This window comes from Methylobacterium sp. AMS5 (genome assembly GCF_001542815.1).
Classification (GTDB): Bacteria; Pseudomonadota; Alphaproteobacteria; order Rhizobiales; family Beijerinckiaceae; genus Methylobacterium.
Genome location: NZ_CP006992.1, coordinates 3937845 through 3951261 on the forward strand (window position 1 = coordinate 3937845; position 13417 = coordinate 3951261).

At 64.6% G+C, this 13417-nt stretch carries 12 protein-coding genes and 1 pseudogene; 5 read left to right on the plus strand and 8 right to left on the minus strand.

The features are described from left to right. Positions 1–13: 13 nt before the first annotated feature. From Y590_RS17685 to Y590_RS25925, 3 genes and pseudogenes are all read right to left on the minus strand, one after another. Positions 14–1564: a type I restriction-modification system subunit M gene (locus Y590_RS17685; RefSeq protein ID WP_060770998.1), complete on the minus strand. Its 1551-nt coding sequence runs from the start codon at positions 1562–1564 to the stop codon at positions 14–16. Further along, complete coding sequence (locus Y590_RS27130) at positions 1561–1902, minus strand: restriction endonuclease subunit S (RefSeq protein WP_210172754.1); 342 nt, start codon at positions 1900–1902, stop codon at positions 1561–1563. Before Y590_RS27130 ends, Y590_RS17685 begins: the two co-directional genes overlap by 4 nt. A 640-nt stretch (positions 1903–2542) precedes the next feature. Beyond that, positions 2543–2783: pseudogene (locus Y590_RS25925) on the minus strand (transposase); the annotation flags it as partial. Between the two features lie 259 nt (positions 2784–3042). On the opposite strand from Y590_RS25925, the gene Y590_RS17695 reads away from it, so the two are divergent. Continuing rightward, positions 3043–4830 (plus strand): DUF6538 domain-containing protein, encoded by a 1788-nt coding sequence (locus Y590_RS17695; protein ID WP_144440001.1) that lies wholly within the window; start codon positions 3043–3045, stop codon positions 4828–4830. Positions 4831–4870: 40 nt separating this feature from the next. Here Y590_RS17695 and Y590_RS17700 read toward each other — a convergent pair whose 3' ends face one another. Beyond that, the gene (locus tag Y590_RS17700; RefSeq protein ID WP_060771001.1) at positions 4871–5110 is read right to left on the minus strand and encodes a helix-turn-helix transcriptional regulator; all 240 of its coding nucleotides are present in this window, start codon (positions 5108–5110) and stop codon (positions 4871–4873) included. A gap of 150 nt (positions 5111–5260) precedes the next feature. On the opposite strand from Y590_RS17700, the gene Y590_RS17705 reads away from it, so the two are divergent. Genes Y590_RS17705 through Y590_RS27590 form a run of 4 tightly spaced genes read left to right on the plus strand, consistent with a single transcriptional unit; the run spans position 5261 to position 6844 of the window. Further along, a complete protein-coding gene (locus Y590_RS17705) occupies positions 5261–5536 on the plus strand; it encodes a hypothetical protein (protein WP_286161772.1) in 276 nt (91 codons plus the stop codon). A 10-nt stretch (positions 5537–5546) separates the two neighbouring features. Then, on the plus strand, positions 5547–6185 hold the full coding sequence (locus tag Y590_RS17710) for a hypothetical protein (RefSeq protein ID WP_060771003.1): 639 nt from the start codon (positions 5547–5549) through the stop codon (positions 6183–6185). 9 nt (positions 6186–6194) lie between these two features. Continuing rightward, on the plus strand, positions 6195–6389 hold the full coding sequence (locus Y590_RS26560; RefSeq protein ID WP_144440002.1) for a hypothetical protein: 195 nt from the start codon (positions 6195–6197) through the stop codon (positions 6387–6389). A 44-nt stretch (positions 6390–6433) separates the two neighbouring features. Next, a complete protein-coding gene (locus Y590_RS27590; RefSeq protein ID WP_060771004.1) occupies positions 6434–6844 on the plus strand; it encodes a type II toxin-antitoxin system PemK/MazF family toxin in 411 nt (136 codons plus the stop codon). A gap of 202 nt (positions 6845–7046) precedes the next feature. Here the strand turns inward: Y590_RS27590 and Y590_RS26565 are convergent, their stop codons facing one another. The 4 genes from Y590_RS26565 to Y590_RS17740 all read right to left on the minus strand — a co-directional run bounded on the left by Y590_RS26565 (position 7047) and on the right by Y590_RS17740 (position 13158). After that, a complete protein-coding gene (locus Y590_RS26565) occupies positions 7047–7589 on the minus strand; it encodes a hypothetical protein (RefSeq protein WP_144440003.1) in 543 nt (180 codons plus the stop codon). Positions 7590–7750: 161 nt separating this feature from the next. Next, the gene (locus Y590_RS17725) at positions 7751–8443 is read right to left on the minus strand and encodes a recombinase family protein (protein WP_060771006.1); all 693 of its coding nucleotides are present in this window, start codon (positions 8441–8443) and stop codon (positions 7751–7753) included. Between the two features lie 472 nt (positions 8444–8915). After that, on the minus strand, positions 8916–9287 hold the full coding sequence (locus Y590_RS17735) for a hypothetical protein (RefSeq protein WP_060771008.1): 372 nt from the start codon (positions 9285–9287) through the stop codon (positions 8916–8918). Between the two features lie 175 nt (positions 9288–9462). Next, positions 9463–13158 carry a hypothetical protein gene (locus tag Y590_RS17740; protein ID WP_144440006.1) on the minus strand — a complete coding sequence of 1232 codons (3696 nt, stop codon included), beginning with the start codon at positions 13156–13158 and terminating at the stop codon, positions 9463–9465. Between the last annotated feature and the right edge of the window lie 259 nt (positions 13159–13417).

Below are 13417 nucleotides of genomic sequence, written 5' to 3' on the forward strand. Positions count from 1 at the left end.
AGCGGTCTCCGCCTCAAACCTTGATGCCGAGTTCGGTTAGGTAGCCATGCATGACTACCCGGTTCTCGGCGAGCCGGCGCTCCAACTCGCGGATCTCGTCCTGAACCGACTGAAGATCGATCTCCGGCTCCGGCTCGAACGTGTCGACGTAGCGGGGAATGTTGAGGTTGAACCCGTTGCCCTCAATCTCCTCCGGACTGGCGCGGTGGGCGTAGCGCGGCGTCTGCCGGCGCTCGCGATAGGTCTCGACGATGCACCGGACGTCGTCATCGCGCAGGTAGTTCTGCTTCTTGCCGGGCTCGAAGTCGCGCGAGGCGTCGATGAAGAGAACATCGCGCTCGTGCGCCCGCAAGCCGTTCGCCTCACGCGAGCGGTCAAATACCAGGATGCAGACCGGAATGCCCGTGGTCGGAAAGAGCTGCGCCGGCAGGCCGATCACCGCGTCCAGGCTGTTGCGGCGGATCAAGGCCTCACGAATCTTGCCCTCGGCGCCCGCACGGAACAGTACCCCGTGCGGCGCCACCACCGCGACGCGGCCGATATCGGGCTTGGCGATCGTCAACATGTGCAAAATGAAAGCATAGTCGCCCCTGCTCTTGGGCGGCATGTGCGGGGTGAACCGCCCGTAGGGGTCCGACCCGTCTGGATCCCACCATTTGTCGAGGCTGAAGGGGGGATTGGCGACGACGGTGTCGAAGCGCATCAGGTGGTCGCTCTCGACGAGCGTCGGGGAGTTAAGCGTGTCGCACCAGTCGATGCGCGCGCCGTCCTGCTTGTGGAGCAGCATGTTGAGGCGCGCGAGAGCGCGCGTCTGGCCGTTCGACTCCTGCCCGTAGAGCTTAAAGTCCTGATTTCCCACCTCTTCACCGGCACGCAGTAGGAGAGAGCCAGACCCGCAGGCCGGATCGCAGATCCGATGCCCCGGCTTCGGGGCAGCGAGCTTTGCCACAACCTCAGAAACGGTACGAGGCGTGAAGAACTCGCCCGCCTTCTTGCCGGCATCTGACGCGAAGCGCTCGATGAGGTAGATATAGGCCTCGCCCAGCACGTCCTCTGACGTCTCGGACAGGTCGAGTCCAGGCTTGGCGAAGTCCTCCAAAAGCGTTTTGAGGCGCCGGTTGCGGTCCTTCGCCTGCCCGAGATTGACCTCCGAGTTGAAATCGATCGCTCGAAACAGACCGCCGAGCTTGCCTTCGTTTGCCTTCTCGATCGCATCAAGCGCGATATTGATGAGCTCGCCGATATTGTCGCGCTTGCGCCGCTCGTGGAGGCTGTAGAAGTCCGCTAGGAAGCTATCCTCGACCTTGCCGGTCTTGGCATTCGTCAATTGGGCGACCGGGAGCTTGAACCGCTCGCGATCCAGGCGCCGCTGGATCTGCAGCTCGTCGCCGCCGAACCGCGCTTGATACTCGACCAAGTGCTTGCGGCGCACGTCGCTGATGTACTTCAAGAACAGCGCGGTAAGGACATAATCCTTGTACTGTGTCGCATCGACGGCACCACGGAAGGTGTCGCAAGCCCGCCAAACGGCAGCCAAAATGTCGTCGTGACGAAGCGCAGTCATGCATGGCTCCCGATTGGTTCACGCGTAGAGGTGCCGGCGGCAATAGCGCGCCGCATGAGCTCGGCGGAGGTGACGGCGTGCTTCGCTTGTAACTCGCTCAGCAGCCGAGCTTCGCGGACCAGAGCTCTGCGGAGATCGACGACGGTGCGCTGCCGCTCCAGCGGCGGCAGCGGCACCGGAAGGTTCTCGAGAGCCGCCTTCGGCAAGCGGGGCAGGCTCGAACCCTGTCGCGCCGCATCGAAGGCCGCCTGGGCCGCAGCCGACTCGAGTACCGCCATGAGGTACTCGGGGATGATTCGATCCCGGTTCGGACGGATCAGATAAAGATCGAGCGCCACGAAGGCTCCGATCACAGTTGGCACTGCAGCACACACATCGATCTTCGTACCCCGAGCCGTCGCGATGAGATCGCCCGATTCGATGGGCAGCGCCCGACCAACCTCAGGCCGCTCAACCCGAAGAAGCGAAGGAGGTCTTCCCGCATTGATCTCAGCCACACCTGACACGCGGAGCAGCAAACTCGACCCTGTGGGACTGGACGGCAGATGCACGCCGACCAGAACGCGGGAAATGACAGCGAGCCGGACCATCTGCAGAGCATACCCCCTCGCGGCTCCCTGTCAAATTATTTGTTAGAGGTCTTCTCTAATTTTCTAAGCAGCGCAGAAAGCCGCACCAACGCGATTCGTGATCGAGCTCACCCAACGTTGGGTGTAGCTAGCACAGCGCCGTGCTCCACCGAAGGAAGGCCTTGCGGGCCGGAGCCAAGTCGTAGGACGGTGCTAGGTCGTTCGCCGCACAAAGATGCAGTCGCTATGTCGAGTGGAGCGCCTGTCCTGCTCGACCCGGATCAGCATGCGCGCGCTGGTGATGTTGGTAAGCTTCAGGCTAGCGATCTCAGACACGCGCAGTCCGCACCAGTCGATTCTGCCCGGACGCGTGCAGGCGCTCCAACAACACCTGATGCAGCTGCGCTCAGATGCCCGCCTCCTGCCAGTTGCGCAGGCGGCGACTGCAACTCATCCCGCAGCCGCAGCCCATCTCGAGCGGCATCATCTCCCAGGACAGGCCTGAGCCCAGAACGAACAGTGATCCCGGCAAGTGGCGCACGGCTCTCGATCAGACGCCGACCGCCCTTCGGACGCGGCCGGGGCGGCGCGAGAAGCGGAGCGATCGCAAGCCAGCGCTCATCGGGCAGAATCGGACGAACTGTCCACACAAACGCCCGCACACGCGATCGGTGCCCGTTCTGTTAGGCGCTCTCAATTCTCCGTCTGGACGAACAAAAGTGTGAACAGCCCGCTTGGGCAAATGCTTGGGCATATTCGCTGATACTGGGAAAACACTTGTGATTCCAACGAACTTAGTCGGACACCCCTTCCGCCAGCGCTCCGCTAAGTGGCTGATCCGCCACGAAGCTCACCGAAATCAACGGCTTACTTATAGGCGACTGCTACCCCGTGGTGCTATCCGGGAGCATGAGCGACGTGAGCCGTCACACCTACCTTGCGCAGCGCAAAGGCAGCGCGAACTGGTACTTCAAGGCCAAGGTTCCCCGCGATCTCATAGCGGCGTGGGGGAAGAAGCAAGTGTGGAAGACGCTCCGCACAGCCGACCTTGCGGAGGCCAAGAGGCGCGTACGAGACGAGGCCGACGCCTTCGACAAGCAGTGCCGCGCCCTTCGTGATCGGGCTGCCACCGATGGACTGGACACCGTTGGAAACGTGCCCCTGACGTCGCTGAGCGAGGCCGCCATCCGCGAAATGGTGCTCGCGTGGTTCGACACCGTGAACTCAGAGCGTGAACGACGGCACGAGGTGGGAGTGCCTCAGGATCGGACCGAAGCCCTCATTACGCTCGCGCAGGACGAAAGCGACCTTACGGACCCCGACGACCTTGGCCTTGACGCCGCGTACCAGACGGCCGTCCGCCTCCTCCAGGCTCACGATGTTCGCCTCGTGCGGCGCCAGCTCAACCCTATCCGCGCCTCCCGATCGCGCATGCCCTTCTTGGTCTCGCGCGAGGATGCGGCTTCAGCCCAGTTTCGGCAGTTGCTGGCGTTGTTGCGCCGAGGGCAGTTGGAAGACCTTCGCCGCAGCCGGGCGCGTTTGCTGGATGACTTCCAAAAGGTGTCATTCGATCCGGCCTTCGCGCCGAGGGCGGTGCCGAACGGCCGAACGTTGGCACAGGTGATAGCGGCCTTCCGAGCCGAACCACATCGGGCCACCCTCATCGCGAAGTCGCAACAGACCTACGATGTCGTGTTCCGCCTCGCGAGTGAGATGTTCGGTGCCGAGCGACCTATCCGCGACATCGGCCGAGAGGACTGCAAGGCTTTCCGTTCGACCGTGCAGGCACTCCCACCGAATGCCAGCAAGCGCTTTCCTGGCAAGTCGTTGGTGGAGGTGGCGAAGCAGGACACGCCGGATACGGACCGGCTACGCGCTACGACTGTGAACCACTACCTCACCTCCTTGGCCACCCTCTTCAACTACGTCGAGAAGGAAGGCTGGATCTCCCAGAACCCGGCCAAGGGCCTTGCGATTAAGGGGGTCAAGAAGCGCCACCGACGCGATCCCTTCACAGCAGCAGAACTCACCGCGATCTTCCACGCGCCGCTCTACACGGGCTGCCAGGACGACGGGAACGGCTACGCGAAGGCGGGAGCGAACCGGCCGCGCCGCGGGCGCTTCTGGATACCCTTGATCGGGCTCTACACCGGCATGCGGCAGGGCGAGATTGCACAGCTCCGCACGGAGGACGTGCGCTTGTTCCAGGGCGTCCTCTGCATCTTCATCACAGCGGACGGTGACGATGTTGACGAAGCCGATCGCAAGCGCGTGAAGACGGAGGCAGGCGAGCGGTACGTGCCTGTGCATCCGATGTTGGAGGAGGTCGGCTTCGTCCAGTACGTGGAGCGGATGCGCAAGGCCGGCGTCGAGAGGCTGTTCCCAGACATCGTGCGCGGCGGCGACGGGTACTTCAGCCCCTTCTCGAAGTGGTTCTCGCGCTTCCTTGCCGCGGCGGAGGTGAAGCGCGACCGCAACGCCTTCCACTCGTTCCGACATACCTTCCGGGATGCGATGCGGGAGGCCAGCGTGCCGCCCGACGTGGTCACCGCACTGGGCGGATGGGTTCGAGGCGGGATGGAGGAGCACTACGGGAGCGGACGCATCACCGCCCCTGTGCTCCAGGAGCAGATGCGACGCATCCGCTACGATGGGCTCGATCTCTCGCACCTCACCGCGGCTGCTCGCGGGACATAGCCACAGCGGCGAGGTGCAGCCAGCGCAACCGGTTTCATTCTTAGCTCGTCGCCAGCATGCCACGCCGTAGCCGCACCCCTGGCCCATCGTCGTCCAAGAACTCGATACCGGCTCCGGACAGCACCTGTTCCAGGGCGCGCAGGGTCGAAGCCTTCGGATCGGACGCGCCGCGCTCGATGTTGGCCAGCCCAGTCTTCGAGATGCCGGCACGCTCGGCAAGCTCTGCCTGCGTGATGTCCAAGAGGGCGCGAGCGGCCCGAATGTGCGCAGAGGTGAGCATGAGAGCAAACTACCCACGCTAGATTTTTTGTCAACCGGGATTGACCAAGGAACCAGTATTGCGTTATCTGCGCTTGTCCAGAAATCAACTGGAAGCGAATTAAAGCCAATGCAGCGCCGCTCCCTCTCCTGGTCTGCCGCCCTCCACGATATGAGGGCCGATCGTGCCCCCGTCACTGCCGAGGCCCGCCGCGCCTACAGCCGCCGTGAAGCGTTCGCTCGCTGTGCTGCCAACACCGCCCGCTCTGAGCGGGCTGCCTTCGTCGTCGCCGGGATCTACGACCGCCGCGCCATCATGGGTGCCGCTGTCCGCGCTGCCCAGGCGCGGCAGCGGGCAACCGGTGAAGCCTGGGCCGTGTGCATGTCTGCTGCCCTTCGCGGCGTCTGGCAGGTTGCCAAGGCCGCCCGCCGCGCTGCGATCCACTGAAGGAGCTGAAATGACCGATACCGCGACCGCTACCATCGCCCCTAACATGGGCGCACGCGCAAACGCCGACTACGCCTGGAGGGCCGCCCAGGAGCACCGCAGCACGGTCCGGCGGATCTTGGAGCGCGGCGTCCGGAAGCATGCGCAAGTGGCGGCCGAACTCAACCGGTTGGGCATCCCGTCGAGCAACGGGCGGCCCTGGGGCGTGGCATCCGTAGGCAGGCTGCTCTCGCGGCTCGGCAAGGGCCGGGTGGTCATAGGCGAACAGCATGCCGAAGCGGTCCGGGAGGATGTCATCGAGCTGTGGTCGATGGGGGTCCGGGTGCCGCTTCAGATGGCGATCGGCCTCGAACGGCGGGCAGTGCCTTGCCCTGACGGTGATTGCTGGACCAAGGGCAAGGTTGGTCGCGTCCTCACCCTACTCGGTGATGACTGGAAAGCGGACTACGGACCGATCCGTCTGCGCCGGGGCGACACGGTCCCGGAGGTTCGTTTCGTGATCGCGATGGACGAAACGGCCGAACTGGACACAGCGCCGGAGCCGGAAGCGATCGAGGTGCCGGGGACCGTCCAGGAGACTGGGGCCGCGGAGCCCCTAGAGCTGGAGCCCTTCGACCTCGCTCCGCGTCGCCGAGCTGTTCGGCTATAGGACTGCCCCGTGAAACTCCCCACTCTCCTGATCCTCACCGCAGTGGCCGCGATCGGTCAGCCGGTGGCGGCGCTTGCCTCCCCCAGGGCGGCAAAGGTCTATGCTGCCAATGGCCGCCGCGTGGCGGTGATCAAGGACAGCGCCTTTGGCCGCCGAGTGTACGGTGAAGATGGCCGGCGCATCGCTGTGGTAAGGTCGCGGTAAGCTGTCCCGCTGTGGCAACTTGAACGTAGGTGCTATCAGCGCGCATGGCAAAAGACGACGACAAGCCGCCCCCGCGCATCGAACCTGCCCTCAAGTTGGCCCCCAGGGCACGGGACCTGTACTGGTGCGATTTCCCAGCGGATGCACGCCTTCCCGAGCTATGGAAGCGGCGCCCCGTGATTGTCGTGGGGTCGGATCGAAAACTCTACGGAGCGGTTACCGTCGTCCCGTGCTCATCGCTTGATCAGACGGGCAACCGCTGGGCCTATAAGCTCACAACGACTATCGACGGCGAAGGCAACTCCTGGGCAATCTGCGACAAGCCTTCGACCTTCGCAGTAAGCCGCTTGGTGCCCGATCATCGTGGGAAGGTCCGCCTGCCACCGGAGGAGTTCACCGAGGTGCTAAGGCTCCTCCTCTCGTGGCTGCCCAAACTCAGCCCGCCCGCGCCGTGAGCGGCAACCATATCGGATATGGCCTTGAAATTCAGGCGGCGCCCCGATATGTACGTCCTCACATGCAGCCCTGGGCAACCGGGTGTCTGTCTCCCGCGGAAGCGGGGCTACCTGGGCAAGGGGTCGGTCCTAACGGATCGGCCCCTTTGCTCGTCTAAGCCTCAGTGCAACCGGTTTCACTGGGGCCAATACGCGGACCACGCTACGCCCGCACGATGATCTCCACAGAGCTGAGCGGAACCTGAAGGCCGTCTGCGACCAGCTTCTTGGCTTGTGCGATGACCGACATGGGCGCGGCATCCCCGGCATCATCCGAGCAATTTCCGGAGGGGGGCACCTGGGTCGGGACCGAGCCTATGTCCTCGCCCGGTAGGTTGCTGACAGGCTTCCAGTCTAATGCAGCTTCGTTGATGCCTATGCTGCTCAAAGACGGAAAATATTGCGTCGGGCTGGCACTGTTCAGCGGGATGTGAGGCCCCTGAAGAATAGCGTATTCAGAAAATTCTACACGGAAGCGATCCTCTTCTTCGTCTGACGGCTCTACGCCGCTGACCTTGCCGATCAAGAATGCGTGCTTGTGGGGCTCGTTGCCTTCGGCCTTATACGGGCCTTGCTGGTGTCGGACGCATACGACATAGGCACAGCGACGCGCTCGATGCGCGCTGATCACCCACGACTGGGTGCCTCCATCACCGACGATGTGGCGGGCGCTTTTGAAGGTGAGGACGGTCAGGACTTCGGCCACGGGGAACCTCTCAGGATGGGTGAGATGAGCCAGATGGATGCAGCACATGACGCCGTCAAGGGGCAATTTACCCTGATAGGATAAAATAGATGCGGCTCGGCATCACCGACATCCCTCCGCTGCCTTAGCGTTCCGACTCAATCCCGCGTGACTGCCAGTGGCTAAGTAGGAAGTCGGCTCATCGCCCTCTGAACCTGCACCGCCGACCATGCGCCTCCGCGGACGGTCGGGATGCCGCGCTCATTGAGGGCCGCCGCGATCTCCCGGAGCGAGGTGGCGCCAGCCTCCTTCACGTCGGCAATGATCGGAGCGAGGTCGGCCGCCCGCTTGTCCGCCTTTGCAGTCCGGACAGCTCGGCTCGCAGGTGCCCCGGTCTGATGGATGGCTGCCGAGTTCTCGCGCCGGCCGCCTAGCACCCTGCCGCGAGCCTTGGCGGCGGCGAGGGCCTTCCTGGTCCTCTCCCCGATCATTCCGGCCTCCAGCTCAGCCACGGACACCATTTGGGTGAGGAGGAAGCGGCCAGTGGCCCCCTCGATCTGGGGCATGTCGCAGAACCGCACCTCGACGCCGCTCTCCAGGAGCCGGGACAGGAACGCCACGGATCGCGTCAGCCGAGAGACGTTCGCTACGATCAGGATGGCACCCATCACACGGCACCGGGCCAGCGCCTTGGCGAGTTCCGGCCGGGCATCAGTCCGACCACTCTCTACCTCAACGAACTCTGCCGCGAGCGTCCAGGCGCCGCCGTTCAGAAAGGCGCGGACCGTCTCTCGCTGGGCATCGAGCCCCAGGCCAGACACCCCCTGCCGCGAGGTAGACACCCGAAAATAGGCGACAAAGGTGCCGGTAGCCATTTTGCCCGCTGCTCCCGAGGGTGCTGCCTCTACCGCAACATTAATTGCGACGTTCGTTGCATTAGACGTAACACGTCGGCATGCGCTTGCAAGGCCGCTAGACGTGTTCCTATCGTGATAGAAAGCAATCTCGATTGCTGGTGTAGGGACCGGCCGTATCCCCATTGAGACGAAACGCTTCGCTGTGCGTTGAAGCCAAATGGCGATCCTAGCGAAACCCCACTCCCCCGAATGGTTCGAGGCGCTGGAGCGCACGAACCCCCCGCAGGCCGCGATGACGCGGGCGGCGTTGAGCACTGCCGGCCGTGAAGATGCGTGTAGCGTGTGCGGGGACGATCCTGCGACCGATTACAAGCTGACCAGTCCGCCCCCGGCTCCAGGTACAGTGGCGACGCTCCGCCTTTGCGACGACTGCCGGAAGATCCGGCACGCCACCATGAGCGAGGTGTACGCCCCGCTCTGACCGCGGACCCTACTCCGCACCTTCAGGACGGCCACCCTCGATCACCGTAAAGCGGGGACGAGCGACCTCCCGGAGCCGATCGCGCTCTTCCTGATCAGTTGGAGGAGCCGTGTCGGTCCTGACAGGCCCGAGCAGCGCGTTGACATGGGCAATCGCGGTGGCGTCCCTCACCTCGTCGGGAAGCACCTCCAGTAGCTTGGTCCGCATCAGCTCGATATCGACGCCAACATGATCCCGCAGGACACCCACAAGGCCCGCGCTGACGACGAAGAGGGCTTGAAGCTGGCTCGCTGCCAGCGTCATGGCCTCCACTAGTTGGCTTGTGGTCTCCTCCAACCGGCGGATACGGTCCAGGGGGTCACTCTCATCGTAGTCGGGCATCACTCACCTCTGCGCCGGTTGATCGCACCCTATCAGGACACGACAGCCCAGGCGCTAGCGGAGGAGGCCATCCGAGACGTGCTCCGCCGACACGGTCACAGCGGCGAACGTTAGACCGCGGGACGGCTTGCTATCATGCCCGCAAGCCGTCCTTAGGTCGAGCCGTCATATGCCTTCAATCGCTGAAGCTTGAACGCTCCCGCGACGCTCCGGCTGATCCCCCGCCCCCCTGGACCGTGATCTGCGGGCTGAAGTCCTTAGCTGCGATGGCCTGACATGCCGCCGCCGTGGCTGCCGTGCTCGCCTGGATGCTGCTCAACGAAGCAGCCATCCCCGCAATCGCCGCGCTCATCCCGGTGACCCCCGCGGCCGTCGCGCTGTCATGCACGGCTAGGATGCCCTGGGCCGAGATCAGGACTGGAGCGACCAGCCGAAGCGGCTGCTTTACTCCAACATCGTCCTTGATCGAGACCGGTCCCGCGATGTCCACCACGGTCTTACCGCCGGCCGCCACCGCGGCCCCAGGAACCGCGGGCGCCCCCTGTTGACCCGGCGTCGGCCCCGTGATCGGCATCGGCGTCGGACACTCCATCGCCTTTACGGCCGAACCCGCTACCCTCTCCGGTGCAACCGGTTTCACCGGAGCAGCACTGGTCTGACCCGGCGTTGGCCCCGTGATGGTCACAGGGATCGGCGTGCCCCGGTTCGGGAGCACCGTCTGCACATACTTGTCACGGTCCGCGGCCGACGCGTTCGGGATCTTCTCCTCCAGCGACTTCGGATCGGGCAGGGGCCCGTGAGGGCGGAAGGCCAGCGCATCGCGAACACTGGGCACCACGGAGGCGCCGGGTGTTGCCGGAGAGGCCATGGGTGCGGCCTTCTCCATCACCTCCGGAGCACTCGGCTTGACCGGCTCCTTCCGGATGACAACGTTCTCCTCCGAGAGGGGCAGAGCACCCTTCTCGAACGAACCCGGCTTGCGACCAGGGCGCTTGCGGGGGCTTTCGGCGCTCTCTGACTTCGGTTGGTAGGCGTCGAGCGCTTCCTGCGTCGCGGCGTCCGAGTGCACCGTGTGAGCTTCCAGGGCCTTAGCCGCGTTCCGGCGGTCCGTGAGATCCTTCGCGGCCTGTTCGGCATCAGAGAGTGCCTTAGTCGCCTTGGCCGCGGCCTCTTCCTTCTTGCGCTTCTTGGCCTCGAACTTCTCGTTCTGCTCGCGCTGGGCGACGACAGCCTCCTCCGCACGCTTCAGGTCATCTTCCAGGCCAGCACGCTGACCGGGGAAGGACCCGCGGGCCTTCGGGTCGTACTTCTCCAGCCGCTCCTTGGCAGCGTCACGGGCCTTTTCTTTACCAGCGAGCGCACCGGCATCGTTGTCCTGCTCGCGGTTGCCGAGCATGGCGGAGACCGCCTTACCGATCAGGCTGTTGCCTTTGGCATCAGTGCCCAGACTGTCGAGGAAATCGAGCGCAGATTTCAGCCCCTGACCGATCGCCAGGAGGTTGCTCATGCTTTCTGAGAAGCTGTCCCAATCGAGGGCGGCCCAGGCGGCCATCGTGGCTCCGACAGCGACCAGGGCGAGCGTCACCGGCCCGCCGGCAGCCATCGCGCCGAGGACAGTGCTGGACAGGGCGACCGTACCGAAAGTGGCGAGGCCGGCCGTGATCGCGGCGAAGGCCGCCATGACCTTCTTTGTGCTCTCCGGATCGGCCGTCGCCACCGACGCAAGCCCTGCCATGCCCCTCGCAAGACCGTCCATCGCGGCGATTGCGGTGCCCACTTCCGGCGCCCCCATGGCCGCCATGAGGCTGTGGAAGCTCTTGGATACCGCCTCCGTTTGTGCCTTGAAGTTCTCCGAGAACATGATGTCGAGGGCATTCACCGGCTGGCGGCCGATCTGCGCAATCTGATGGTCGATCTGCTCCACCTGGGCGATGAAGTCGGCAATCATCTTGCTGAAGTTCTTCGCCTTGGCGAACGTATCGGACTGGCGCTGAAGCGTGTCGTCAATGTGGGTCCGGAACTTGTCGTTCAGCTTGGCCCTGCGGTCGTCGTCGGACAGGCCAGACAGGTCCGCATCGTTCCCGTGCTGACCCTCGAACCGCCGCCGCTCCGCACCGATGTCCGTGATGCCAGCGCTCCTCAAGGCAGCCGGGATCACGGTCTTCTTGAACCAGTCGTAGGGGTTCTTCCGAAGCCCCTCGGCGTCCGGCATGGCATCGGGGCGGATACCCAAGAACTTCTTGCCGTCGTAGAGTAGGTCTTTGGAGTTGATCAGCCCCATCTCCATCATCGCCTTAGCGGACGAAAGCTGGACCTGACCTTTCGCGAAGCCTTTTCCGAACATGTAAAGTGCATCACCCGCGCCCGAGCCTCCCATTGCCATGGCGATGGCGGGAAGTACCTTGCCGGTGAACTCGTTGTCCCAGCCGCGGGCCATGCCGCCCGACTTCTGGATCGTCTGGAACAGTTCTTTCGGATTGAAGATACCGCGGGTCGCGATGGTCCCGGCAGTGATGGCATCCACGAACGCCTTGATCTCGCCCTCTGACTTGGTGCCCTTGCCCATGTCTTCGATCGCACGGCCCAGATAGCGAGACTGACCCTCGCCCATCCGGCCCTTGGCTTCTTCGTCGGCAAGTATGGAGACCGCCTTCGAGGACCGGGCAATGAGCGGCGCCAGACGGGCAGCCTTCTTCAGGTCGCGGTCACCGGTATCGGCCACGTCGATGATGCCGCGCAGGGCCTCCGCTGTGCTGATGGCCGGGTTCTTCAGGGCGATGCGGCGAGCGGCGTTCGTGGCCTCCTGGATCTCCGACGTGGTACGCCCCTGGAGCTTGAGTAGGATCTGGAGGTCATTCACCTCCCCGGCGCTCTGGACAGCCTCCCAGACCGATCTCGCACTGAAGGCACCGACCACAGCTCCGCCGATCGCGCCGCCGTCATGCGTGTGCATACCATGGCCGCCTCCGCCCGGTCGCCGGGCAGCACGGCCACCGCGCCGACCGGGCGCTCTACCACGAGCGGGAGGGGCAGGGGGGATGGGTCCGCCACCACCCGCACCTCTGCCACCACGACCGCGGCCACCGCCCACGGGCGGGGTTGGAGGAAGGGGAGCCGCCGGGGCGCCCCAGGGAGCCGGGACCGGAGCGGCGCGGATCAGCGGCAGCCCGGAGGCCGAGCGGGGAGGAGCAGGCGGAGCGGGAGGCCCCGGATGGGCGTTATTGGCGACTGTAGCAGGCCGGGATGCCTTGCCGCCCATCGTGACACCGGGCAGGTTGCCGACCGCCTTCCCAAAACCGGCCGGCATCCCGGCCATCGCCGACGCGACGTTGCCGCCGGGAGCCTCTGCCATGGCCCGGCGGATCTCGCGACTGCCGGCCCGGACATGCGCCACGCTCTCGCGCACCGCCCGCTTGTACGCCTTCGGCATTGCCGCGGCGGTCTCGGTCAGGTCGTTCGTTGCAACCGGTTTCATTGAGCGCCGGAAGCTCTTCATCGTGCGCTCGGCGTCGCGCACCATGGCCTTCGACGGCAGCCCCATGATCGAGGCGGCATTGCCGTTGGCGCCCTTGGCGGCCTTCGCGGCACGCACCTGGGCCTTCGTCATCTTCACGGTGGCTGCGGAGATGGACTTCGTGGACCGGGCAGCCTTGGCGCCCGCGGTCGCGTAGGTCTGCATGCTCTTGGCGGCGGTGCCCATCGCGGCCACGCCCTTGGCCGCCCGCTCACTCTCGCGGCCAAAAGCCTTCATCGAGCGGGTGGCATGCCTCCCGAAGCTCTTCAGCTCGCGGTCGGCAGCTCCGAGCACAGAACGGAAGGAGCCCGCGAACGCAGCTCCGATGGTAACGGTAACGTTCGCGCCGCCGGACATGAAGTTCTCCTGTAGATCTAGACGCAAGCCGGCCTTTTGCCGGGGGAAAGCATGTTTTTGCTGGATCGAGTGGGAGAAGGAGGCGCAAATCGTTCCTCCTTCACAGCTTGGGGTAAAAGGAGGAACGGGCAATGCGTACTTGGCGGCCTACTTCACGATCCAGCGCAACCGGTTTCACTGCACTCTAGGCAGCAACGCCTAGGTCTACGGTCCGGGTTGCCGCTGCCAACTCTTCCCGGATGTCGTCACAGAAAAAGCG